We start from the raw sequence: 21,605 nt of genomic DNA, 5'->3' as shown, positions 1-21,605 counted from the left end.
GATTTAGAATTTGAAATTATAAGTGATGTTGGGTACCCAACGGAATAAAGAAGTCTGCATCGCACGGGTTGTTCCGGGACGGTCAGGATTGTCTTCAAAGTTGATGGTGTAGGCATTTTCTCTACCATATAGGTTGTAAATACCGAATGTCCATGAACCACGGAATCGTTTATTGGAACTTGGTTCATAAGTCGCACTCAGATCCATTCTGTGATAGGCCGGCATTCTGTCTGCATTTCTGTTACTATACTGGAATATGGTTTGTCCGTTGAGTTCATATTTTCCGGTAGGGAAGGTAACCGCATTTCCTGTGCTATATACGAAAAGTCCCGAAAAACTCCACTTTGGATTAAGCTGATAGGTCGCAACGATAGAAAGGTCATGGGTTTTATCCATTCTGGCATTGTACCATTCGTTATTATTGATTCCGTTAATCTTTCTTTCTGTTTTGGAAAGGGTATAGGAAATCCATCCTGTCAGTTTTCCGCTTTTCTTTTTGGCAATAAGTTCGAGACCGTAAGCTCTTCCTTTTCCGAATAGCAGTTCACTTTCTACATCCGCTCCAGTGTCAAAACCAATTTGAGCTCCATTTTTGAAGTCGATTTGGTTTTTCATGTCTTTATAGTAGATTTCAGCGTTCAGTTCATAATTATTGTTGTTGAAATTTCTGCTGTAACCAAGGCTGATCTGATCTGCAATTTCCGGTTTTACCGTGTAACTGCTTCCTATCCACTGGTCGGTAGGGTTTCCACTGTTGCTGTTGCTTAAGAGGTGAAGATTCTGGGTATTTCTGGAATAACCTCCTTTTACACTACTAAATTCATTGATGCGGTAGTTGGCGCTAATACGTGGCTCAATATTCACATAGGTTTTTCCGAATTTTCCTTTTTCTAAGAATTTACTGTCGGTGAGCACACCATTCTCATACGTATTGAATGTATCACCTCCCAATATGCTGAACATGGAGAGCCTTGCTCCATAATTAATCGTTAGCTTTTCCGTTGCTTTATAATCATCATTAATATAAACGGCATTTTCCCATGAATATCTCGGATTTCTTGCAAAGCTGCTCACTGTAGTGCCGGAAGCACTGCTCGGAGTAAGGGTATGATAAATAGACTGCAGACCAAAACGTACAGAATGTTTGTTTCCTGCAAACCAGGTAAAGTCCTGCTTAAGATTCCAGTCACGGATTTTTGAATTTAAATCAAATACGGTATCATCATTTTTCAGACTGATTTTATAATCATAATTACTGTAGATGAATGACGTATTGGAGAATAGTTTACTGCTGATAATGCTGTTCCATCTCAAAGTTGCCGTAGTATTTCCCCAGTCGGTATTGAAAGTATCTCCCAATCCCAGAACATCTCTTCCAAAATATCCGGACAGGTAAATACGGTTGTTTTCATTGATCTGATAATTCGCTTTAAGATTCAGATCATAAAAATATAATTTGTTGTCTTTATAATCTTTATTGGTTTTAAGAAACAAATCCGCATACGTTCTTCTCCCTGAAACAATGAATGAAGACTTTTCTTTTTGAATGGGACCTTCCACACTCAATCTGCTGCTGATAAGTCCGATTCCTCCATTGATGTTATAATCTTTGTTGTTTCCGTCTTTCATTTTAACATCTAATACAGAAGAAAGGCGGCCTCCGTATTGTGCGGGGCTGTTTCCTTTAATGATGCTGGCATCTTTCAGAGCATCACTGTTGAATGTACTAAAAAATCCAAGAAGGTGAGAGGCATTATAAACCGGAGCTTCATCCAGTAAAATCAGGTTCTGGTCGGTAGCACCACCACGTACACTGAATCCACTGCTTCCTTCACCGTTGCTTTTAATGCCGGGTAAAAGCTGTATGGTTTTCATTACATCCTTTTCTCCAAACAGAACAGGAAGTTTTTCTATATTTTTAATGCTTAATGTTTCTGCTCCCATTTGAGCCGAAGTCAAGTTTTTATCCTTTTTAATGCCGGTTATCACCACCTCATCAATTGCTTTTGCTGCAGTTTCTGCAGGAAGGAGGGGAAGATCAACTTTTATATTCTGATCTACTTTGATCTGCTGTTCAAAATCCTGATATCCAGGGTAGGAAATAATCAGGGTATAATTTCCTTCAGGTAAGGAAAGTGAGTAAAATCCATACTCATTGGCTACAACATTGATGGTAGGATCTTCACTTACTTTTACAGAAACTCCGATGAGCAATTCACCGTTTTTTTTGTCTTTCACGGTTCCACTTACGGAATACGTTTGCTGGGCTATTGCCAGGGTACTGAAACAGAGCGCAGCGGTGGCTGCAGTGATTTTTAAAAAGGATGTTTGCATTAGTTTATTTTAAAGTAGTAGATCTCTTGTCTATGAGTTAATGTTTTGATGATGTTCAATGAGTTGGATAAATAGGGGATTTGTTACAGGTAACAAATTAATTATGAAATAAATCCATGGGAAAAGCAGACTTCCGGAAATGATAATGGCAAGGATAAAAGAGGACTGTCAGATAAAAAGCAGTATTATGCATTGTATATTAATTTATTATTGTTTTTTGTAGAATTTATTGAAAAACAAATTATTAACGACCGTTATTTAATTTTTATTATTACCCGGAATTTAAAAAATACAAATAAGCTTTTATAAGACTGCACGATGCTATCTGCTTCTGATCTGGCTTGGTAGGATATTGAATTTTCGTTTAAATGCTGATGAAAAATGTCTCGGATTTTTATAGCCGATACGATCAGAAATTTCACTGATATTCAGATCGCTGTCGAGAAGCATTTTTTTAGCCTGCTCCATTTTGAGATCATTCCAGAATCCGAAAACGGTAGTCCCGAAGAGCTCTTTGAATCCTTTCTTTAAAGTAAATTCGTTGGTTCCTACCAGATGGGCAAGATCATTCAGGGAACTATCTGTATTCAGGTTCTTTACAATATAATCCCTCACAGCGTACATTTTCTCTATATCTTTTTTCTGAAGGGAAGAAGATGAGGATTTACTGTCAACAAACTGTTCAAGCTGCAACAGAAGAAGTTCATTTACTTTAGCTTCAAGATAAATTCGTTTGAAAGTCCCTTTTCTGTTGCAAAGAATAATATCGTTCAGAATCTGATACATTTCATGGGTAATGCGGCTATGCTCAGTCTGAATGAGAGATGAATTCTGCTTGTCAATCGAATTTTTGAATATTTCAAACAGTACTGAATGTTCAGGCAGAAATTTTTTAAAGAATTCAGGAGCAAGGTTGATTTCGAATACATACATTTCCGGACCTTCGAATTCCATCCTGCCTTCCATATGATGGGCATAAATAATATTGTGCTGGTAGTTATCAAACACTATTGTTTTTTGGAAGTTACCCGAAATGGCTTTGCTTTTTCCTTTCAGGGTAAAATGCATTTCTACCGAATCAAAATCACTCTCAAGGTACAATTGAAGCGGTTTATTCAATACAATATTCCCAAAACTGATATGGACATGGGTAAAGCTTATTTCGTGATAAAAACCATTTCCATAAGGAGGAGTAAGCTGGGTAATGCATTCCTGGATGCCTCCATCATCTAAGAAATAAGAGGAAGGATAGTCCCGCTCCATAAGCATGTTTCCAAAGTTTTCATCATATAGCCGTACTGTCATTTCCTTTTGTTGTTTGAATTTCCTTTTTACGGACTTTTTATTCCGTTTTACAGACCCTTTCTGTTGAATGTTTAGAGTAAGTTTGCACAAAGGTAATAATTATTTAGAATCATTCTTAATAATTAAATTGCTTTTAAATAAAAGAAAGAAATAATGAAACGATGTACATCTTATATAAAATTAATTATTAAAAATTATGAAATATTCAGGTAAAATAAACTGGTCTTTTGCTGCAGCAATAGCAGTGTCAATATGTTGGATTATTGGTGACATTTACGTTGCCGGATTTGATCCGGATCCATCAGACTATCCTTTGTTTTCAAAGACCTATGCAGATCAGGTAAATGTAGAATTTGCAACTTTAATGCTGGAAGGTTCCACTCCGAGATTGATGTTTGGTGCTTTGATTGGTGCTCTTACGGGGCCTTTACTGCTTCCTGCCACTTGGCTGGTATATCAGTTTTTCAAAGACACTCAAAAATGGTATGCAGTCTTTGTGTATTGGATCCTACTGGCAGGGGCAGTTTTATCACCTTTAGGACATGCCGGATTTTTCTATGTGGGGGAGATTTATAAAGCAGTTTATCAAACAGACTCTGTCTCTCACCCTTATCTTCTGGAGACGGGAAGAGGTTTTATGAAAATGCTGAACATTGCCTGGGGAACAGCCATTGGTGTACTGGCAGTGGGATGGATTTCCTTTGCTGTTTGTATTCTTTTCAATAAAACCCTGTTGCCGGGGTGGATGGCTCTGCTGACACCATTTGCCCTTACTTTGTTTATCATTCCTATAAAAAATCTTTTACCGCTTCCTTTTTCAGGATGGGTAGGAGGTGCCATATTCAATATTGCCTATCTGACATTTTTCAGTTCACTGCTTTTCTTTTTCAGAAAGAAATTGCTGAACAGGATTTAGCTATAAAAAATATGACCATGATCTTAACTTGAAATAAATGGAGAGGAAAGCCTTTAAATCTTAGAATTTAAAGGCTTTTTTACATTAAAAACTATCTTTTTAGGAATGTTGATCAAAATATTAATCCTATATTGGCTGGGAATTAAGCGGGAGAATATGGAAAATATGAAGATCTGGTTAAGGAAAAATGGCTCTACAGCAGTACTTACGGTATTGTTTATTATCATTTTGGTGAATAAAGATGCAAAGGCATGGCTGATGAGACAGGTGGCTTCCACAGGAATTCTCAATTCCAGCATATCAGAACCAAAAGAAACCCGGAATAATGCAGCCAAAGTTTCCTATGCCGGGCTGATGCTGAAAAATGAAGATGGAACAATTATCGACGGGTCTGCGTTACAGAATAAAGTAGTCTTCATTAATTTCTGGGCCTCCTGGTGTCCTCCGTGCCGTGCTGAGTTTCCGTCTGTTCAGAAACTGTATGATCAGTACAAAAACAATCCGGATATGGTATTTCTTACAGTAAATCTGGATGATACTCCTGCTCCTGGAAAATCTTATTTAAAAGAAAAAGGCTTTACGGTTCCTTTTCTTACGCCGGCCGGAAATATCCCTGATGTATTGTATAGCGGATCTTTACCAACCACTGTTATACTGGATAAAAAAGGAGAAATCCGCCTGCATCATAAAGGATTGGCAGACTACAGTAAAGATTCATTTTATAAACAGATTGATGAGCTTTTGAAAGAAAATCCATAATTTTTAATAATGATGATTCCTTTTATCCTGCCAACTCTTACAGCAATAGAAAATGAAATCCTTAAAGAAAAAAGCGCCGTGCAGAACTTTCCAAAGGTTATAGATTTTCCTTTCTCTGAAAACTATAAAACGCTGGTTACTCAAATAAAAACAACAGAAATATCTTCTGAAACCATTCTGTACAATTCAGTGGATGCAGTCAATGAAAATAAAGAATTTAACTTGCCGGAGTACTGGTGTTTTGCTGGCAACGGACAAGGTGACCGATGGTTTCTGGACAGGGATCAGAAGGTTTTTTTCTATGATCATGATGATGAAGGGAAGCTGAAGCCGATGCATATTAATTTTGAAGAATGGCTGCAAATGGCATTCATTATCCGTCAGCTGGATGACTGTTTTGATCAATATGACCATATCACTGAGCCGGTTCGGCAAGAGTTTTATAAAGCCCTGAATACTATTCATCCCACATTAAGTGATATGTATCCGTTTACATTGTAACGCTGATTTTATCAGCAATGAATGTAAATGTCTAAGTGAAAAAAGAATACTTTTACCATAAGAAATAGAATATGCTGCATCAGCTAAGAACCCATATTGAAAAAATAATTCCTCTTAATGATGATGAATTTGAATTCATATCATCCTGCTTTACTTATAAAAAATATAAGAAACATCAGTTTCTGGTACAGGAAGGGGAAACGGTTCCCTATAATTATTTTGTCCTGAAAGGCTTGCTGAAGCTGGTTTATTCTGACGAAACCGGAAAAGAACATATTGTTGGATTTGCCATGGAAGACTGGTGGGAAACAGATTTTCCCGCTTATTATCAGCAAACGGCAGCAACAATGTCTCTGGAATGTATTGAAGATACGGAAGTACTGTGTATTAAGCTGGACGATTACAGAAAACTTTGCGCTCAACTTCCAAAGCTGGAGCATTTCTTCCTTGAAAAAGCATATATGGGATTTATTACGGCCCAACAGCGTACCATTTCTATGATGACAACAGGAATAAAAGAACGCTATGAGCAGCTTTTGAAAAAATATCCTTCTCTTGTTCAGCGTGTTCCCAAATCTCTTTTGGCTGCTTATTTAGGGGTGTCCAGAGAAACTTTAAGCCGTCTGCCTCTGTAACGCTGTGATCAAACTCACACTATAATCGTGATCCGTATCACAGGAATTTGCTGTATTTGTTCTGCAATTTTGTACAGTAACAAATAACAAATTCAAGACAATGGAAAAAAGAACGGTTAATCCTTGGAAATGGCAGAATGAAAGAAGCTATTCACAGGCGGTAGAGGTAAAAAATGTGCAAAGTACTTTATATTGCTCGGGACAGGCAGCTATTGCCCCCGATGGAACATCCAGTAATAAGGATATGAAATCGCAGCTGGAACAGGCTATTGCCAACCTTGAAGAAGTGATTACTATAGCAGGGTATAAATGCAGCGGTATTGTAAGATTAAATATTTATACTACTTCTACGGAAGAACTCTGGCCTCATTTTCCTATTCTTCAGGAATGGATTGGCAGACATAAAATTCAGCAGGCCGTAACAATGCTTGAAGTGAAAGGTTTGTTTGAAACTTTAAAAGTGGAACTGGAAGCAACCGTGGTCAAATAGATTATCGTTTAAAATTAAAAGAAACCTTCTTATATATTAAGAAGGTTTTTTATATTGTTTAAAAATATTATCTGAAAGATTGATAAATCTGATTTTTTCAAAAAGTACAGGGTTTATATAAGAATAACAATCTTATGAATATAAATAAAAGTTTCTAAATAACTATGCTTATTATATAATCTGTGAATGGAATGCTGATAATTGAAATTGAGTTTATTGAAAAATTAACAATTATTTTTATAAGCCTAGTTCTCTTTTGTGTGAAATTTATTATATTTGTTTTAATATAAGTGATTATTTAGGTTGAATCTTTAATTTTATCACAATAATTTTAGCTTTTTGTTTTTAAAATCATTTTAATGTTGATCAAAAATTATTTATTATGAAACGTAAACTTATCTATTCTTTATTTCTTCTAACAGGAAATTATATTTTTATAAGTGCGCAGGTAGGTATTCAGACTTCCAATCCACAGGGTGTTTTCAATATTGATGCAGCCAAAGATAATCCTGCTACAGGAACACCTTCGGCGGCACAACAGGCCAATGATGTAGCTGTTACTGCCGCTGGAAACATGGGAATCGGGACTACGGTTCCAACGAATAAGCTTCATATCAATGGAACCGATCCGTTGCGAGTACAGGGGCTTTCTGCAGGAAATACCACTACAGATCCTCTGTTGGTAGTGGATGCGACTGGTGTTGTTAAAAGTATCGGTACATTAGGCGCTTTATCTATTCCAAATCCTGCAGTTTTCAGGCTGGAAACAGCACAGACCAATTTCTTGCAGGCACAAGGTGCAGGCGGATCACAGGTGGTCCCTATGTCTGTGGTTAAAAATACCATTCCCGGTATGAGCTATAACGCAGGAACAAGTACTATTACATTTCCTGCAGGAACTTATCAGATGACTTTAGTGTATGAAGCAACTCATAATGCAACAGGATGTACTATCAGCTCATATTTTATAGATTTCCCTCTTAACACAGGTTCTACTCGAATTCACAGTACGGCTTCACACTCAGAAGGAGCCCTTTCTAATCACGGAGGTACCATAACCTATGCTACCACTGTTCCAGCCAACAGAACATGGACGATAACTCTTGGAAGAGGCCAATCCGGTAACTGTGGAGGAGCAGGAATGAGTCTGGCTGCAACTTCTACCCAATTACTTGTTTTCCGTATCGGAGATTAATTTCTTTAAAGTTCCCATATCAGGCATTATTCTTTTAGCAAAAATTCTAATAACACAAATACTGAAACACCGGCTTACCCTGGTGTTTACTGTTGTATAAAATAGCGCCTGCTGTGCATTAAATGATCATTAAAAATAAAGATTGCTTATATTTATACAGATAATCAATACTCATTGCAAAGATGAATATTCAACTTTTTTCAAAAAACGCTTTAGTGGGAGGAGCAACCCAGGGAATAGGAGCAGGAATCGCCATAGAACTGGCAAAATGTGGAGCCAATGTTACTGTTATGGCCCGCAATAAAGCAAAACTTAAAGATTTCGTTGCTGCACTGCCAGTCATCAATCCTGATCAGAAACATGGATACCTGGTAGCAGATTTTTCAGATTTTGAAAGTTATAAGAAAATTATAGAAGGATTTTTTAATGATCATTCGATAGATATTCTGGTGAATAATACCAATGGTCCGGAACCGGGGTTGGCAGTGGATAAAAATACAGAGGATTATCAGAAAGCATTTGATCTTCTTTTTAAAACTGTTTGTGAAACAACATTGCTGGCTTTACCTCATATGATCCAACAGAAGAAAGGGCGTATCATTAATGTTTCATCTCTTTCAGTAAAAGAACCGATTGGAAATCTGGCCTTGTCCAATTCTATCCGTTCTGCAGTGATTGCGTGGGCCAAAACGCTTTCCAACGAAATTGCACAGCATAATATCACGGTAAATAATGTCTTAACAGGATACTTCGATACTGAAAGAATTCAGAAACTCGTTGCTCACGAAGCGCAGCAAAGCGGCAATTCTGAAGAAGAAATAAAAAAGGCGAGGGAAAATAAGATTCCGATGAAAAGATTCGGACAACCTGAGGAATATGGACATCTCGTGGCTTTTCTGGCTTCGGAATATTCAAATTATCTTACCGGAACAAGTATTCCTTTGGATGGAGGATTGAATAATACCTATTAAACTTTTACCATTTAAGAAATTAATAAATTATTCCAAATAAATAAGGTAAATGTAATAAACCTTTTTCTTGAGTTGTCATATCAATATTGGAAAATATGATATGAAAAACTGGTCTTTTAAAAAATGGAACACCGTACTGGGATGGTTTCTTTTCGCTATTGCGCTTATTACTTATCTTTCAACGATAGAACATTCCCTTAGTTTTTGGGATTGCGGAGAATATATCTCTTCAGCTGTGAAACTGGAGGTAACCCATGCGCCGGGAGCGGCTTTATTCCAGATTATGGGAGCGGTAGCCAGTATTTTTGCATTAGGGAATGCAGAACATTATTCTATTGTAATCAATGCTATGTCGGCTTTATTCAGTGCATTTACGATCCTCTTTCTGTTCTGGACAATTACCCATTTTTTAAGACGGCTTTTACATAAAGATGTTGAAGAAATGACAAAACATGAGGAAATATCAATTCTGTTTGCAGGAGTGATTGGTGCTTTATGCTTTACGTTTTCAGATACATTCTGGTTTTCAGCAGTGGAAGGAGAAGTGTATGCAATGGCTTCCATGTTTATTGCTTTGATGGTCTGGCTCATTACCAAATGGGAAAATGAATATAAAGCCGTAGACAGCGAGAGATGGATCATTCTTATTTTCTTCATTATAGGGCTTTCTGTAGGAGTGCATATGATGTGTATGCTGGCCATTCCCGCCATATGCCTGGTGTATTATGCCAGAAATTATACTTTTTCGTGGAAGAGTTTTATAGTGGCCAATTTGGTTACACTTGGAATTCTTGCCTTCGTATTCAAGATGATTTTTCCTTTGATCATGACGATGTTTGGAAATCTTGAAATCTTCTTCGTGAACGGGCTGGGACTTCCTTTCCATTCGGGGACCATGGTGGCGTTTGTTCTCATGATCATCATCAGTTATCTTCTGATTAAATATGCGAAGAAAACAAAAAGAAAGCTCTATCAGACTGTTGTTTTATCTCTGGTCTATATGATCATCGGGTTTTCATGCTGGCTGGTGATTCCGATAAGAGCCAATGCTAATCCTCCTATGAATCTTAATGATCCGGATACCGCCATCGGAATGAGAGATTATTATAACAGAGTGCAATACGGTGACTGGCCTACCATTTACGGACAGAATTACACCGCCTTTCTTGATAAAAACGGAATGGAAAAAGATGAAGATGGAAGCTACAAAAGAGACATTACCGGAGATATTTACGAAAAAGATGAAAAAACCGGGACCTACAGAAAAACGGGGGAGAGTTTCAACTATGTGTTTAACAAATCCCATATAAGCTTCATGCCAAGAATGTTCAATCAGGATAATGAAGTGATGGCAAACTATATTTCTTTATATGGAGCTCCTGATTTTACTTTTAATTATGAGAATGAAGACGTTGCAGATAATCCGGAAGCGAAAAGGATTTTTGAAGAATTAAGAGCAAAATATGAAGGAGATTCTATTACAGTCGAAGATTATCTGAAAGTGAAGCCTTATGATGTTATCAAGGTGCAACGTCCGTCTTTCACTCAGAATATGGATTATTTTATATCATTTCAGAACGGATATTACTTTGTAAGATATCTGATGTGGAACTTTGCAGGAAGACAAAATGATCTTCAGGGGCACATGGAAAATACCAATGGAAATTGGATATCAGGATTTTCTTTTATTGATAATGCTTTATGGGGAGATCAGGATCATATGCCTGCCAAATTTAAAAATGAAAGTACTGTAAAGTTTTTCTTTTTGCCGCTAGTTTTAGGATTGATTGGCTTCTTTTTCCAGCTCAACAGAGATTTTGGAAGATTTTATGCGATGCTTTCGCTGTTTATTCTGACCAGTGTGGGAATTGTTTTCTATACCGGAGTAAAACCGTTTGAAGTGCGGGAAAGAGACTATGCCATGGTAGGTTCATTCTATGTCTTTGCCGTCTGGATTGGTCTGGGAGCAGGAGCAATACTTTGGCTGATTCAGTCTAAGATTAAATCCAATGCTGCCAATATTATTCTGGGAACTATTTTATTAGGGGTTCCTTTGATGATGGGATTCCAGAATTATACTTCCCATGACAGAAGCAAAAAAACGGCAGCCCGCGATTATGCCTATTCATTTTTACGGTCATTGCCTAAAGATGATATCATTTTTATTTATGGTGATAATGATACCTTTCCGGTGTGGGCTATTCAGGAAACAGAAAGATTCAGGGATGATGTGAAAACAGTCAACTTTACCCTTTTGGCCACTCCATGGAATATTGATCAGGTGAAGAGAAGAACCTACAATGCCATGGGAATTCCGGGTGAATTAACGCATGAAGAATATAGAGACGGTGTCAATGATCAGGTGTATCTGATGAAAAAAGAAGATTGGGAAGGACTTTTCCAGATGCTGAAAGAACAGGGAGCGCCGGAAACGGCTTTCCAGGAATTCAGAAAATATCTGACTCAGGATTCAATGACCCTTAAGGATGCTATGAAATTCCTGAAATTACAATCGTCTGAAAAAGATGAACTGCTGAAAATGTACTTCGGCGAAAAACAATATGAAAAATACAATATTATTCCAGTCAGTAAATTTATCCTTCCCGTCAACAAAGAAAATGCTGTAAAAGCAGGAATTATTAATCAGTCCGATCTTCCGGATGCTGTAGATCAGATCATGATCAATTATGAAGCGAATACCCTTTACAAAAGCAATCTGATGATGCTGGATATGCTGGCCAATTTCGATTGGAAACGTCCGATCAGTTTCTCTTCAGGCGGGATGTACGACAGTGAAAATATTTTTTATCTGGATGAATATCTGCAGTTTGACGGTTTCAGCTACAGATTGGTTCCCATTCATACGCCTCAGGGGCCTGATGGCGACAAAGGAAGGGTAGATGCCCAATCTCTTTATCAGGTGGTGAAAAATTTCAGATGGGGAAATTTTAAAGATCTGAGTATTTATTATGATGAAACAGCCACATCGAATATTTTAGGCTACAGAATGTCGGTGAGCAGAGCTGTATCTGCACTTGTGGCAAGCGGGCAGAAAGCGAAAGCACTCGAGTTACTGGAACTTGCTGCAAAAGAAATTCCTGCTGAAAAATACAACGATCCACGTTCACTGAGCGCCATGGTTACCGGATATATTGTTGCAGGGCAGGAGCAGAAGGGGCTTCAGCTGGTAGAAAATCTCAAAAAAGGAATATTTGAAGAATACGATTATTATCAAAGTCTTACTCCTTCATTTAAAGCAGCAGCCAAAAGACAGATGAGGTCCAAGCCGATGGAATATGCATTGGTGGTTTCTGCTGTTACTGAAGGCTACAAAAAGCTTGGGCAAAATGAAAAAGCACATGCGTATCTTTTAAAAGCAATGGAGCCTATCGACAAAAAATTCAATATCTTCATAAAAGGGCTTCAGCAGATGGACAAAGAAAGAGCAGGGAAAGAAGCTGAAAATATACGCCAGATCGTTCCCTTTTATCAGTATTTATTCAATGTTATGGAGCCTTTTGATTCCACCTATTCCAGGAAAAAAGAAATTGAGATTACCAATGCGATGATGAAAGTGACACAGTAATAATCAGTGATAAAGCCTTTAAGCATAATGTTTAAAGGCTTTTATTTAATTCAGGGTCCAATTTAATCTGTAAAATTCTGAACGGCTTTATTGCTCTTCCTTAAATCAGAAGGTCTGGATTGGGTAAACTCATGAAAAGTATCACTAAAGGCACTGATAGAGCTGTAGCCCACATCATCCGCGATTTCATTGATGGGTTTGTCTGTATTTAAAAGCAGTTCAATGGCTTTGATGATTCTTAATGTTTTTAAATACTGGAGGAAAGAAATATCCATATCTGCTTTGAAAAGCCGCGACAGAGAACGCTCACTCAAACCAAATCTGCTGCTGACATTAGCCAGAGTCAATTTTTCCCCGATATTCCATTCCAGATAAGATACAATCCGCATCATTTGTTTATTATGGGTGGCGGGAAGAATAATAGGCAAGGGCTGTTGATGGGTTTTAGGAAGGATCTTTTTTAATGCTACCAGAAATTCAAAGTTTTCATCTTTTGCAGTTACATGCTTTTCATCCCATATTTCAGAATATTTGATCATCTGAATCAGGAGTTCTGATGCCGGATAAATGCCCAGTCTGCTGTAGAAAGGATCTGAAATATCATCATAGGCATAGAAGTAAAGAGACCGCAAAACCGTTGCCGTATGTCCGATCTCTAAAATATGCTCCATTCCCTGCGGAATCCAGAAGAAATGCCTTGCCGGAACCACATAGGTCCTGTTGTCAATCGTAATATAGGCGATACCCCCTTCCACATAGCTCAGCTGTCCTTTCGTATGTTTGTGAAAAGGAATCAGTTTTTCTGATTTTTCATGCATGACAAATACACTTTTGTCGTCTTTATCTATGTCCGGAAGTGCAGCAATTAATCCCATTAAAAAGTTTAAAATACCAAAGAAAATACAAATATAATCATTTGGCCGGAATCATGTAAAAGTTGACTATTTTAGATAAATAAAATATCCGGATTGCCAATAAATTTGCAGTGCAATAATTCAAAAATTCAAATGAAAATTTATGTCGCCGGATTGCTGATGTTTGGAGTTTTCCCCATCGTATCAGCGCAGACCGGCAGTCCAACAAAGGATACCATACGACTCTCCCTAAAAGACGCATGGCAAAGAGCGGAAGAAAACAGCCGTCATATCAGAATCAATACCATTAATGTAGACATTGCCGAAGCCGAAGTAAAAGACGCTAAAAGAGAGCGCCTTCCGGAAATAGAAGTCAAAGGCTCTGCTGAAAAAGCGTCCAACATTCCTATCTATGAGAACGGAATCTTTTCAAAACCTACCCAGCATGAAGTTATCCATACGCTTTACAGAGCCGGAGCAGATTTTTATCTGAATATTTATAACGGAAACAAACTGAATCTTAAGATTAAGGAAAATCAAACGCTTCAGAAAATTAAGGATATCCGGAAAGAACAGTCCGTTTCAGATATTCACTACAAAACAGCATCGCTTTATCTGGAATTACAGAAAACCTTAATCTTCAGAGATCTTATCAAGCAGGATATTGATGATCAGAAAACACAACTGAAGGAAATACAGACTCTTTATAAAAACGGAGTGGTTTTAAAAAGTGATGTTTTAAGAATTGAACTTGAACTTTCAAAACGAAAAATGGCACTGGTGACCATAGAAAATGATATCCTCATCGCCATGCAGAAACTGAATATTATTCTTGGAATTCCGGATGAACAGGTTGCTATTCCTGAAGCGCCGTTTAATCAATGGAATGAGAATACAACGTATGATGAATATCTGAAACAGGCATTGGATCATTCTTTTGATTACCATGTTTCTGAACAGCAGACAGCGCTGAGTATCATCAAACTGAAACAGGTAAAAGCGAATGTAAGACCTAAAATAGGGATGTATGGCGAATTTTATTACGCCAATCCGCAGATTTTCCTTTATCCCTATAATCCTTATTGGTATTCATTGGGGATTGTGGGAATTAAAGCATCATTTTCCATCTCTTCCCTTTACCATAACACCCATAAAGTAAAGGCCGCCCAGCTTGAATTTGAAAAAGAAGAGGAAGTGCACAGGGATACGGAGGATAAAGTAAGACAGCAGGTGAAAGAAGCTTATTTAAGGTACCAGGAAGCTTTAGAACAGATAAAAGTGGCAGAAGCCAATGTAGCTCAGGCAAAGGAAAATGCGCGTATTATCAAAAATACTTACTTCAGCCAGACTTCTCTTATCACAGAACTGCTGGATGCAGATATACAGCTGCTTCAGACAAAATTTGAACTGGAAGCGGCTAAAATTATGGCACAGAACAATTATTATTTATTACAAAATATTACAGGCGTTTTATAAAACAATGAAAAAAAAATACACTCCCACCGATAGAATGATCACGAAGATCACAGGATGGATTTCAGTTGTTATCGTTGCCGCACTTGCTGTTTGGGGCGGTTTTACCTTAAAAAATTATTATGCCTATGAGCAGACCAATGATGCACAGGTTCAGGAATATGTCAACCCGATTATTTCAAGAGCCGGTGGATTCATTGTTGCCGTAAAATTTGAGGAAAATCAGGAAGTTAAAAAAGGAGATACTCTTTTAATCATTGATAACCGTGAATATATTCTACAGGAAAAACAGACTCAGGCAGCCATTCAGAAAGCGCGTGCCCAACTGAGAGTATTGGAAAGTACAACAGGAACTACAGAAAAGGAAGCTGCAGCAGCGATGGCTCAGGTAGATGCCAGTAAAGCAAAGGTCTGGAAGCAACAGCTTGATTATAACAGATATAAAAAACTGTATGATGAAGAATCTGCCACCAAACAGCGCCTTGAAGATGTGAAAGCAACCCTAGATGTCAATGAAAGTGATTATAAATCTTCACAGGATAATTATGCAGCTTCTGTATCCAAGATTAATGATATAAGGGCAGAAAAAGCCGTTGTTCTGGCAGAAATTGCAAGACTGGAAGCATTGCTGGACCGTCACAAACTAGACGTAAGCTATACGGCTGTTACTGCTGCTTATGACGGAAGGATGGGGCGTAGAACCGTTGAGGTGGGGCAGATGATTGATGCCGGAGAAACGCTGGCTTTTATTGTCAATAATGAAACTGATAAATGGGTGGTAGCCAATTATAAAGAAACGCAGATCAAAGACATGCATATCGGCGATCATGTGAAAATTGTGGCGGATTCTTATCCGGACAAAGAATTCCAGGGAACGATTATTTCCCTTTCTCCTGCAACAGGTTCGAGTTTTTCATTGCTTCCACCGGATAATTCCACCGGGAATTATGTAAAAATTGTACAGCGTATTCCCGTAAGAATCAGAGTGGACGGACAAAGAAGCCAGATTGATGTTCTGAAAGTGGGAATGAATGTGAATGTTTATGCCAATAAAAAGCATTCCAATGGCTAAAAGACAAATGCCCTATTTCAAAAAATGGGCACCGGAATGGTTGGTGAAGATTATTCTTTTTTCAATGACACTTCCGGGAATCATTATCTTTTTTCTGCCATTGTCTAATGTGAATGCAGCAGCAGGATATTATGGATGTGAACCGGCAGACATCCAGTTTTCAATAGCCTTATTTTATGCAGGGTATGTAGGTTTTTACAGCCTGGAAAGACGATTTTTCAGTTTTCTGGCCGCAAAAGAATATTTTCTTCTGTTTACCACATTGCAGATTCTGGCTTGTCTGATATGCTATTTCACCCGTGAAGTCTACATTTTGTTTCCGGTTCGTTTTATGCAGGGAATGTTGTTTGCAGGGAATGTAAACCTTTCTCTTACCCTTATTTTCACCCGGCTGAGCAGTGAAAGAGGGCGGGAAATCAGCTTTTCAGTGTTTTTCGGGATATTAATTTGTGCTTTGCCGTTTAACAACCTGATTACCGCCGACCTCATAGATTCGTATAATTTTAATATCGTCTATAAAACTGCCATCTTCTCCTATCTTCCGGGACTTATTTTCCTCACCCTGGCAATGAGCAACTACAGAACCCATGCAAGATTTCATCTCTATAAACTCGACTGGCAGAGTTTCGGACTGTTCAGTACGATGCTGGTGCTCATAGGATATATAACCATTTTCGGGCAGGAATATTATTGGCTGGAGGATAACAGGATTTTGGGAAGTGTCATTGGAATTATTGTCCTAGGTGGAATATCAGTATTTCGCCAGCAGGCTATTAAAAGGCCTTATATTGATCTGCGTGTTTTCAGATACCGGAATTTTAAAGTAGGTCTGCTGATTCTTTTTGTGATGTATATATGCCGTTTTGCTTCAGGAATTGTCAATACCTATTTTGCATCGGAGCTGCATCTGGACCCATTTCATATTTCCTATATTAATATTTTCAATCTTACAGGGTTGATTATTGGGGTCATTATTGCCTGCTGTATGGTTTTGCAGAAAAAAAATATACGGTATATCTGGGGACCAGGTTTTTTAATGCTATTGATCTTTCATGGATTAATGTATTATTCTTTTGATGTTCAGGCTGATGAGTTCAATTATTATGTTCCCTTATTTCTTCAGGGATTAGGTGTGGGGTTGATTATGGTTCCGACGATTATTTATATTATTTCTTCCGTTCCTGCTGTTATTGGACCTTCCGCTGCTGCCATAGCATTAGCCATACGATATCTGGGTTTTTGTATCAGTATTGCCCTGATCAATTTTTTTGAACTCTTTGAAAAAAGTCGCCATTATAATGCTTTTCAGGATCATTTAAGTGCTGTCGATCCGGAAGTTAAAAGCTTTCTCCATCAGCAGACTGCTAAGCTTATTGCTCGCGGAATGCCGGAAGATAAGGCTGTTAAAGCTGCCAATAAGTTATTGATTGGCAGAATGAATGTTCAGGATCATGTCCGTTTTGCGATGGATTATTATGAAATGATGGTATGGCTTCTTGCCGCCTCACTGTTATTGATTTTCCTTTTCCCATATCTTAACCGCACTGCTCTTTATTTAAAATCACGCAGATTATCTCCTGCGTAAGAGAATTTTAATGTTAATCATCGAAAAAGTATAGCTTGTCAGCTAATTTTATAGTAGAGTGCTGAGACTGTCTGATAAGGCAGTCTCTTTTATTTTGATAAAGGATAATGATTACTTCTGGCCGGAATTGTATGTTTTTTGTCATTGCAGACAAAATCCTTTCTCTCTACATTTGTACTCATACAGAAAGAGATATGAAGAAAGAAGGGCGAAAAACAGCAATGAAAAATATAGTGCTTTTAGCATTGCCAGAGGTACAGCTGCTTGATATTGCCGGACCATGGGATGTTTTTACATCAGCAAACCGTTTTTTAAATGATAAACAGGATTCCGGCTATCATGTGTATCTGGTATCCGGAACTTCAGAAAAAGTAATATATTCAGGTTCAGGAATGCCTTTATCATGCAGCCATACTATTTATGATATTGATTTTTCCGTAGACACTTTACTGGTGGCAGGTACCACATTGAGCGTGCTGGATGAGGTCAATCCGGACATTTATCATTACCTTCAAAATATAGCTCGTCACGTAAGACGAATGGGATCTGTCTGTGTAGGGGCGTTCATCCTTGCCAAAGCTGGTCTGCTGGATGGCAAACAGGTAACTACCCATTGGAAGTTCGCAGATACTTTACAGAAATCTTATCCAAAATTGGATGTCAATATTAATCCTTTTTTTATCCGTGACAGGCCAATTTATACTTCCGGAGGTGTTTCTTCAGGGATGGATCTTGCATTGGCTCTATTGGAAGAAGACTTTGGAAAACCTTTGGCTGCCGAAGTTGCCCGTCATCTCGTCCTGTATTTAAAAAGATCCGGAGCACAGTCTCAGTTCGGAAATGCATTGCCGGAATATGAAATAATGTCTCCTTTTACAAAACAAATCCGTGATTTATTGAAAGATAAGCTTGGAGAAGCTATTACGGTGGAGTATATGGCAGAGTTTCTGAACATGAGTGTCCGTAACTTTTCCAGGGTATTTGTAAAAGAGTCAGGAATGACTCCCGGCAGATTTCTCGAAAAAATGAGGCTGGATCAGGCTAAAAATATGCTGGAATATACTGATATGAGCATCGATATGATAGCTGATAAATGCGGATTGAGTAATGCTGTTTCTCTCAGCCGCTTATTTCTTAAAAACATTTCCCTCTCTCCGGCACAGTACAGGAAGGCATTCAATACTACAGAATAATAGCTTTTTCTTGTTGATTTTACATAAAACTGACAATCATCAATTGTCAGCAGGGAAGACCTGTGCTATGATCTGAAAATAATAATCTTAAATAATAAAATTATGAATCACGTACCAAACGGCAAGACAATGAATGTAGCATTTTTAATTTATGATCAGGTGGAAGCACTTGATTTAAATGGCCCTTTAGATGTTTTTGTTAAAGCGAATGTTCTGGAACCCGGCAGCTACAATTGCTTTACCGTCGGGAAAACAAAAGATCCGGTAAATATGGAGGCGAACACAATGGCTCTTATTCCTACCTACGATATCCATACATGCCCTCAACCGGATATGATTGTCGTTCCAGGGGCAAATCCTGAATACATTATGCAATATATTCAGGACAGGGATTTTCGGGAAACTGTCCTGAAATGGATTGAAAATCATTATCATGCAGGAACAGTTATATTTACGGTATGTACCGGAAGTATGCTGCTATCAGGGACGGAAATGCTTGCTGATTATCATGTTACTACCCATCATATGCTGTTGGATGCCCTTGAACAGCATAATCCGGATACTAAGGTAATCCGGAATGTACGATATATTGATCAGGGCAACCTGATAACTACTGCGGGAATCACAGCCGGAATAGATGCCGCTCTTTATCTGGTTGGAAAACACCTCGGACAGAAAACAATGAACACAATTATAGAAATTTTTGAATATCAGAATGCAAAATCTGGAAATTTAGCTTAAACGAGAATCTGTTGATTTGCAAATTTCGCCGATCTCTGATCGGCGAAATTTATATTTTAGATTGAGGTCCTGTCATTACAGACGAAAACTGAGTACTTTAATACAAAGAGGAATGAAACCAATTGACACCGCGATATAAACAGCTACCCGAATATAATTAAGGGTTTTCCAAAGTGAAATTCTGGTTATGATTTCCTGTGAAACAGAAGTGGCAGATGCTAAGTTCTGAAACTGTATAATGTTCGGAGCAAAAAAAGCTAATGTCCAGACTCTTACTGCTACGTGGATAATGAGTAAAATCAAAAGCCCGTTCCTTACCGGATCTATTTTCCAGCAAAAAGCAATTGCAAGGATAAAGGTTATTTCATGCAAAGAGTGAAGGATGATCCAAAAAAACTTCAGGCTTACTCCATTTTCATCCTGAAGCAGCTTCAATGTATCGGGTGGGGAAGAAGCCCATTTAGGTACAAATAGGAGAGTTTCGAAAATCTGTGCCCCGTTCATAAGAAAATAAAGTAACGTTGTGATGCACAGCCAGATTTCTGCGCGGGTTATATAAGTTGCTGTTAAACTTTCCATGATTTTGTATTGATTTATGGGTTATTTAAATGATCTGTTGTTTCTTTCATAAGAACTGTGGCTTCCCTGAAATAACGTTCAATAGTTTCTATTTCCTTTTTAGAAAAAGTGGAAACAAGTTTCATGGTTTTTTGCTGCAGCTCTTCAAAAATAGGACCGAGTAATTTCATGCTGTTTTCTGTATTTGGTATGATTATTACTTTTCTGCGGTCTTCTTTGGTGAACTCTCTTTTAAGAAGATTCTTTTTCTCCAGACGGTCTATCAATCCGGTAACAGCTCCGGTTGTAAGACCTGTCAGCTTAGATATTTCACCTGCTGTTATGGATTCGTACTGCAGAATAAGTCCCAGATATTTATGATCAGTGCTGGAAAGCCCGGCTTTCCTCGCAATGGCTTCATGCATAAAGATTGAGGCGTCAGAGTATGCTCTGCTGGCTTCACGAAAATTTTGTATATTGTTTTTAGTCATTAATTAAATTATTTGCTAATTATCTTAGTTGCTAAGATAGTATTGTTTTTTGATTTACCAAAATAAATTTTTTACTCAAAAAACAATATTATCCGCCAGCTCCTATTTTTGCTGAGAATTTGAATTAAAAAAGTAACAGCGTAATTAATTTATAAACAAGTGTTTGACTTTTTTAATGTGAAATTTATGATAAAAAAGTTTTAAATAATTTGGATTTAAGCAGTGTTTTTCTATCTTTGCAGTCCCTTAAATAAAGGGATTTACTTGAAAAAGTAAGTGGCCGACTCGGTAGCTCAGCTGGTAGAGCAATACACTTTTAATGTATGGGTCCTGGGTTCGAATCCCAGCCGGGTCACAATCTTAAAGATGCAAAAATCAAAGCATCAGAAAAACACAAAAAAACCTGCAAAAAATAATTTGCAGGTTTTTTATTTATAGTGTTCGCTATAATGTTTTAAAATGGCCGGTTATTTAAATTAATGGACCAGTTGATTGTACTCGCACTTTGCAATCGAAGTTCAGTAATAGCTTTACTCTTCATTTTTGGGCTTAAAGTTTCTCCCGACTCCCTGACGGAGAAATGTAATTTTTCCTTGTACTTTTTTTGCTTTTTCAAGGACTTCCAATGCTTTTGTTCGTTCGTTAATTTTGCCAGCGTGTGTTATATTGTCCTGACGTTCATTTTTTTTCATACATCAATATAGTGAATTTATTTGAAAAAAACAAATTATTGATAGTAAGGTTGTTTCAAATTTTAAGAAAATAAAATTGATTTACTGATCGTCCGCGAGTAGCAAAGGGATTCACTGCAGCTTTCAATTTCATCGGAAGACTTTTGGGTGCATTTTTGAAATTTATATTAAGAACCTCCTAAGACGTGTGAAATTTTTAAGTCTGATATTGTAAAAGTTAGCGGAATCACAGGCATAAAATGTCCGGGAAGTAT

At 37.7% G+C, this 21,605-nt stretch carries 19 protein-coding genes and 1 tRNA gene; 14 read left to right on the top strand and 6 right to left on the bottom strand.

Going from position 1 to position 21,605, the window contains the following annotated elements; genetic code table 11:
• Positions 1-3 precede the first annotated feature (3 nt).
• Positions 4-2,334 (bottom strand): TonB-dependent receptor, encoded by a 2,331-nt coding sequence (locus KBP46_RS05960; RefSeq protein ID WP_062670509.1) that lies wholly within the window; start codon positions 2,332-2,334, stop codon positions 4-6.
• A gap of 321 nt (positions 2,335-2,655) precedes the next feature.
• Positions 2,656-3,639, bottom strand: a complete 984-nt coding sequence (locus KBP46_RS05955) for an AraC family transcriptional regulator (protein WP_062670507.1) — start codon at positions 3,637-3,639, stop codon at positions 2,656-2,658.
• 196 nt (positions 3,640-3,835) lie between these two features.
• On the opposite strand from KBP46_RS05955, the gene KBP46_RS05950 reads away from it, so the two are divergent.
• The 8 genes from KBP46_RS05950 (at position 3,836) to KBP46_RS05915 (ending at position 12,692) form a co-directional block, all read left to right on the top strand.
• Positions 3,836-4,555, top strand: a complete 720-nt coding sequence (locus tag KBP46_RS05950; RefSeq protein ID WP_216444898.1) for a DUF6796 family protein — start codon at positions 3,836-3,838, stop codon at positions 4,553-4,555.
• A 165-nt stretch (positions 4,556-4,720) separates the two neighbouring features.
• Positions 4,721-5,314: a TlpA disulfide reductase family protein gene (locus KBP46_RS05945; protein WP_253297220.1), complete on the top strand. Its 594-nt coding sequence runs from the start codon at positions 4,721-4,723 to the stop codon at positions 5,312-5,314.
• 9 nt (positions 5,315-5,323) lie between these two features.
• Positions 5,324-5,815 (top strand): SMI1/KNR4 family protein, encoded by a 492-nt coding sequence (locus KBP46_RS05940; protein WP_062670504.1) that lies wholly within the window; start codon positions 5,324-5,326, stop codon positions 5,813-5,815.
• A gap of 71 nt (positions 5,816-5,886) precedes the next feature.
• The gene (locus tag KBP46_RS05935; protein WP_062670502.1) at positions 5,887-6,450 is read left to right on the top strand and encodes a Crp/Fnr family transcriptional regulator; all 564 of its coding nucleotides are present in this window, start codon (positions 5,887-5,889) and stop codon (positions 6,448-6,450) included.
• Positions 6,451-6,550: 100 nt separating this feature from the next.
• Positions 6,551-6,940 carry a RidA family protein gene (locus tag KBP46_RS05930; RefSeq protein WP_216444896.1) on the top strand — a complete coding sequence of 130 codons (390 nt, stop codon included), beginning with the start codon at positions 6,551-6,553 and terminating at the stop codon, positions 6,938-6,940.
• Positions 6,941-7,322: 382 nt separating this feature from the next.
• A complete protein-coding gene (locus KBP46_RS05925; RefSeq protein WP_216444895.1) occupies positions 7,323-8,135 on the top strand; it encodes a hypothetical protein in 813 nt (270 codons plus the stop codon).
• Between the two features lie 182 nt (positions 8,136-8,317).
• On the top strand, positions 8,318-9,106 hold the full coding sequence (locus tag KBP46_RS05920) for an SDR family oxidoreductase (protein WP_216444894.1): 789 nt from the start codon (positions 8,318-8,320) through the stop codon (positions 9,104-9,106).
• 100 nt (positions 9,107-9,206) lie between these two features.
• Positions 9,207-12,692, top strand: coding sequence for a DUF2723 domain-containing protein (locus tag KBP46_RS05915; protein ID WP_216445455.1), 3,486 nt, complete (start codon positions 9,207-9,209; stop codon positions 12,690-12,692).
• 62 nt (positions 12,693-12,754) lie between these two features.
• Here the strand turns inward: KBP46_RS05915 and KBP46_RS05910 are convergent, their stop codons facing one another.
• The gene (locus KBP46_RS05910) at positions 12,755-13,567 is read right to left on the bottom strand and encodes an AraC family transcriptional regulator (RefSeq protein ID WP_123277857.1); all 813 of its coding nucleotides are present in this window, start codon (positions 13,565-13,567) and stop codon (positions 12,755-12,757) included.
• Between the two features lie 132 nt (positions 13,568-13,699).
• Here KBP46_RS05910 and KBP46_RS05905 point away from each other — a divergent pair, with 132 nt between their 5' ends.
• From KBP46_RS05905 to KBP46_RS05885, 5 genes are all read left to right on the top strand, one after another.
• Positions 13,700-15,022 carry a TolC family protein gene (locus tag KBP46_RS05905; RefSeq protein ID WP_216444893.1) on the top strand — a complete coding sequence of 441 codons (1,323 nt, stop codon included), beginning with the start codon at positions 13,700-13,702 and terminating at the stop codon, positions 15,020-15,022.
• 4 nt (positions 15,023-15,026) lie between these two features.
• Positions 15,027-16,091 carry an HlyD family secretion protein gene (locus KBP46_RS05900; RefSeq protein ID WP_062670488.1) on the top strand — a complete coding sequence of 355 codons (1,065 nt, stop codon included), beginning with the start codon at positions 15,027-15,029 and terminating at the stop codon, positions 16,089-16,091.
• A complete protein-coding gene (locus tag KBP46_RS05895; RefSeq protein ID WP_253297219.1) occupies positions 16,084-17,676 on the top strand; it encodes a beta-carotene 15,15'-monooxygenase in 1,593 nt (530 codons plus the stop codon). Before KBP46_RS05900 ends, KBP46_RS05895 begins: the two co-directional genes overlap by 8 nt.
• A 194-nt stretch (positions 17,677-17,870) precedes the next feature.
• Positions 17,871-18,869, top strand: a complete 999-nt coding sequence (locus tag KBP46_RS05890; RefSeq protein ID WP_216444891.1) for a GlxA family transcriptional regulator — start codon at positions 17,871-17,873, stop codon at positions 18,867-18,869.
• A gap of 102 nt (positions 18,870-18,971) precedes the next feature.
• Entirely contained in the window at positions 18,972-19,610 is a 639-nt protein-coding gene (locus KBP46_RS05885) for a DJ-1/PfpI family protein (protein ID WP_216444890.1), read from the top strand.
• A 75-nt stretch (positions 19,611-19,685) separates the two neighbouring features.
• On the opposite strand, the gene KBP46_RS05880 is transcribed toward KBP46_RS05885, so the two are convergent.
• Together KBP46_RS05880 and KBP46_RS05875 are read right to left on the bottom strand one after the other, a co-directional pair.
• On the bottom strand, positions 19,686-20,189 hold the full coding sequence (locus KBP46_RS05880; RefSeq protein ID WP_216444889.1) for a transposase: 504 nt from the start codon (positions 20,187-20,189) through the stop codon (positions 19,686-19,688).
• Positions 20,190-20,203: 14 nt separating this feature from the next.
• Entirely contained in the window at positions 20,204-20,659 is a 456-nt protein-coding gene (locus KBP46_RS05875; protein ID WP_062670477.1) for a MarR family winged helix-turn-helix transcriptional regulator, read from the bottom strand.
• 282 nt (positions 20,660-20,941) lie between these two features.
• Between KBP46_RS05875 and KBP46_RS05870 the strand changes: the two genes are divergently transcribed.
• Positions 20,942-21,014: transfer RNA gene (locus KBP46_RS05870), tRNA-Lys, on the top strand.
• Between the two features lie 175 nt (positions 21,015-21,189).
• Here KBP46_RS05870 and KBP46_RS05865 read toward each other — a convergent pair.
• On the bottom strand, positions 21,190-21,351 hold the full coding sequence (locus tag KBP46_RS05865; protein ID WP_156106559.1) for a hypothetical protein: 162 nt from the start codon (positions 21,349-21,351) through the stop codon (positions 21,190-21,192).
• Positions 21,352-21,605 lie beyond the last annotated feature (254 nt).

Source organism: Chryseobacterium sp. PCH239, assembly GCF_018924625.1.
Lineage (GTDB): Bacteria > Bacteroidota > Bacteroidia > Flavobacteriales > Weeksellaceae > Chryseobacterium > Chryseobacterium cucumeris.
This window is presented reverse-complemented; position numbering and strand designations above follow the sequence as displayed.

What these genes read in the sequence shown, in the direction of transcription:
- KBP46_RS05890 (WP_216444891.1), top strand. Translation starts at nt 17,871, where the DNA reads ATGAAGAAAGAAGGGCGAAAAACAGCAATGAAAAATATAGTGCTTTTA.
- KBP46_RS05955 (WP_062670507.1), bottom strand. Translation starts at nt 3,639, where the DNA reads ATGACAGTACGGCTATATGATGAAAACTTTGGAAACATGCTTATGGAG.
- KBP46_RS05920 (WP_216444894.1), top strand. Translation starts at nt 8,318, where the DNA reads ATGAATATTCAACTTTTTTCAAAAAACGCTTTAGTGGGAGGAGCAACC.
- KBP46_RS05875 (WP_062670477.1), bottom strand. Translation starts at nt 20,659, where the DNA reads ATGACTAAAAACAATATACAAAATTTTCGTGAAGCCAGCAGAGCATAC.
- KBP46_RS05905 (WP_216444893.1), top strand. Translation starts at nt 13,700, where the DNA reads ATGAAAATTTATGTCGCCGGATTGCTGATGTTTGGAGTTTTCCCCATC.
- KBP46_RS05895 (WP_253297219.1), top strand. Translation starts at nt 16,084, where the DNA reads ATGGCTAAAAGACAAATGCCCTATTTCAAAAAATGGGCACCGGAATGG.
- KBP46_RS05910 (WP_123277857.1), bottom strand. Translation starts at nt 13,567, where the DNA reads ATGGGATTAATTGCTGCACTTCCGGACATAGATAAAGACGACAAAAGT.
- KBP46_RS05960 (WP_062670509.1), bottom strand. Translation starts at nt 2,334, where the DNA reads ATGCAAACATCCTTTTTAAAAATCACTGCAGCCACCGCTGCGCTCTGT.
- KBP46_RS05940 (WP_062670504.1), top strand. Translation starts at nt 5,324, where the DNA reads ATGATGATTCCTTTTATCCTGCCAACTCTTACAGCAATAGAAAATGAA.
- KBP46_RS05930 (WP_216444896.1), top strand. Translation starts at nt 6,551, where the DNA reads ATGGAAAAAAGAACGGTTAATCCTTGGAAATGGCAGAATGAAAGAAGC.
- KBP46_RS05900 (WP_062670488.1), top strand. Translation starts at nt 15,027, where the DNA reads ATGAAAAAAAAATACACTCCCACCGATAGAATGATCACGAAGATCACA.
- KBP46_RS05880 (WP_216444889.1), bottom strand. Translation starts at nt 20,189, where the DNA reads ATGGAAAGTTTAACAGCAACTTATATAACCCGCGCAGAAATCTGGCTG.
- KBP46_RS05915 (WP_216445455.1), top strand. Translation starts at nt 9,207, where the DNA reads ATGAAAAACTGGTCTTTTAAAAAATGGAACACCGTACTGGGATGGTTT.
- KBP46_RS05950 (WP_216444898.1), top strand. Translation starts at nt 3,836, where the DNA reads ATGAAATATTCAGGTAAAATAAACTGGTCTTTTGCTGCAGCAATAGCA.
- KBP46_RS05925 (WP_216444895.1), top strand. Translation starts at nt 7,323, where the DNA reads ATGAAACGTAAACTTATCTATTCTTTATTTCTTCTAACAGGAAATTAT.
- KBP46_RS05935 (WP_062670502.1), top strand. Translation starts at nt 5,887, where the DNA reads ATGCTGCATCAGCTAAGAACCCATATTGAAAAAATAATTCCTCTTAAT.
- KBP46_RS05865 (WP_156106559.1), bottom strand. Translation starts at nt 21,351, where the DNA reads ATGAAAAAAAATGAACGTCAGGACAATATAACACACGCTGGCAAAATT.
- KBP46_RS05945 (WP_253297220.1), top strand. Translation starts at nt 4,721, where the DNA reads ATGAAGATCTGGTTAAGGAAAAATGGCTCTACAGCAGTACTTACGGTA.
- KBP46_RS05885 (WP_216444890.1), top strand. Translation starts at nt 18,972, where the DNA reads ATGAATCACGTACCAAACGGCAAGACAATGAATGTAGCATTTTTAATT.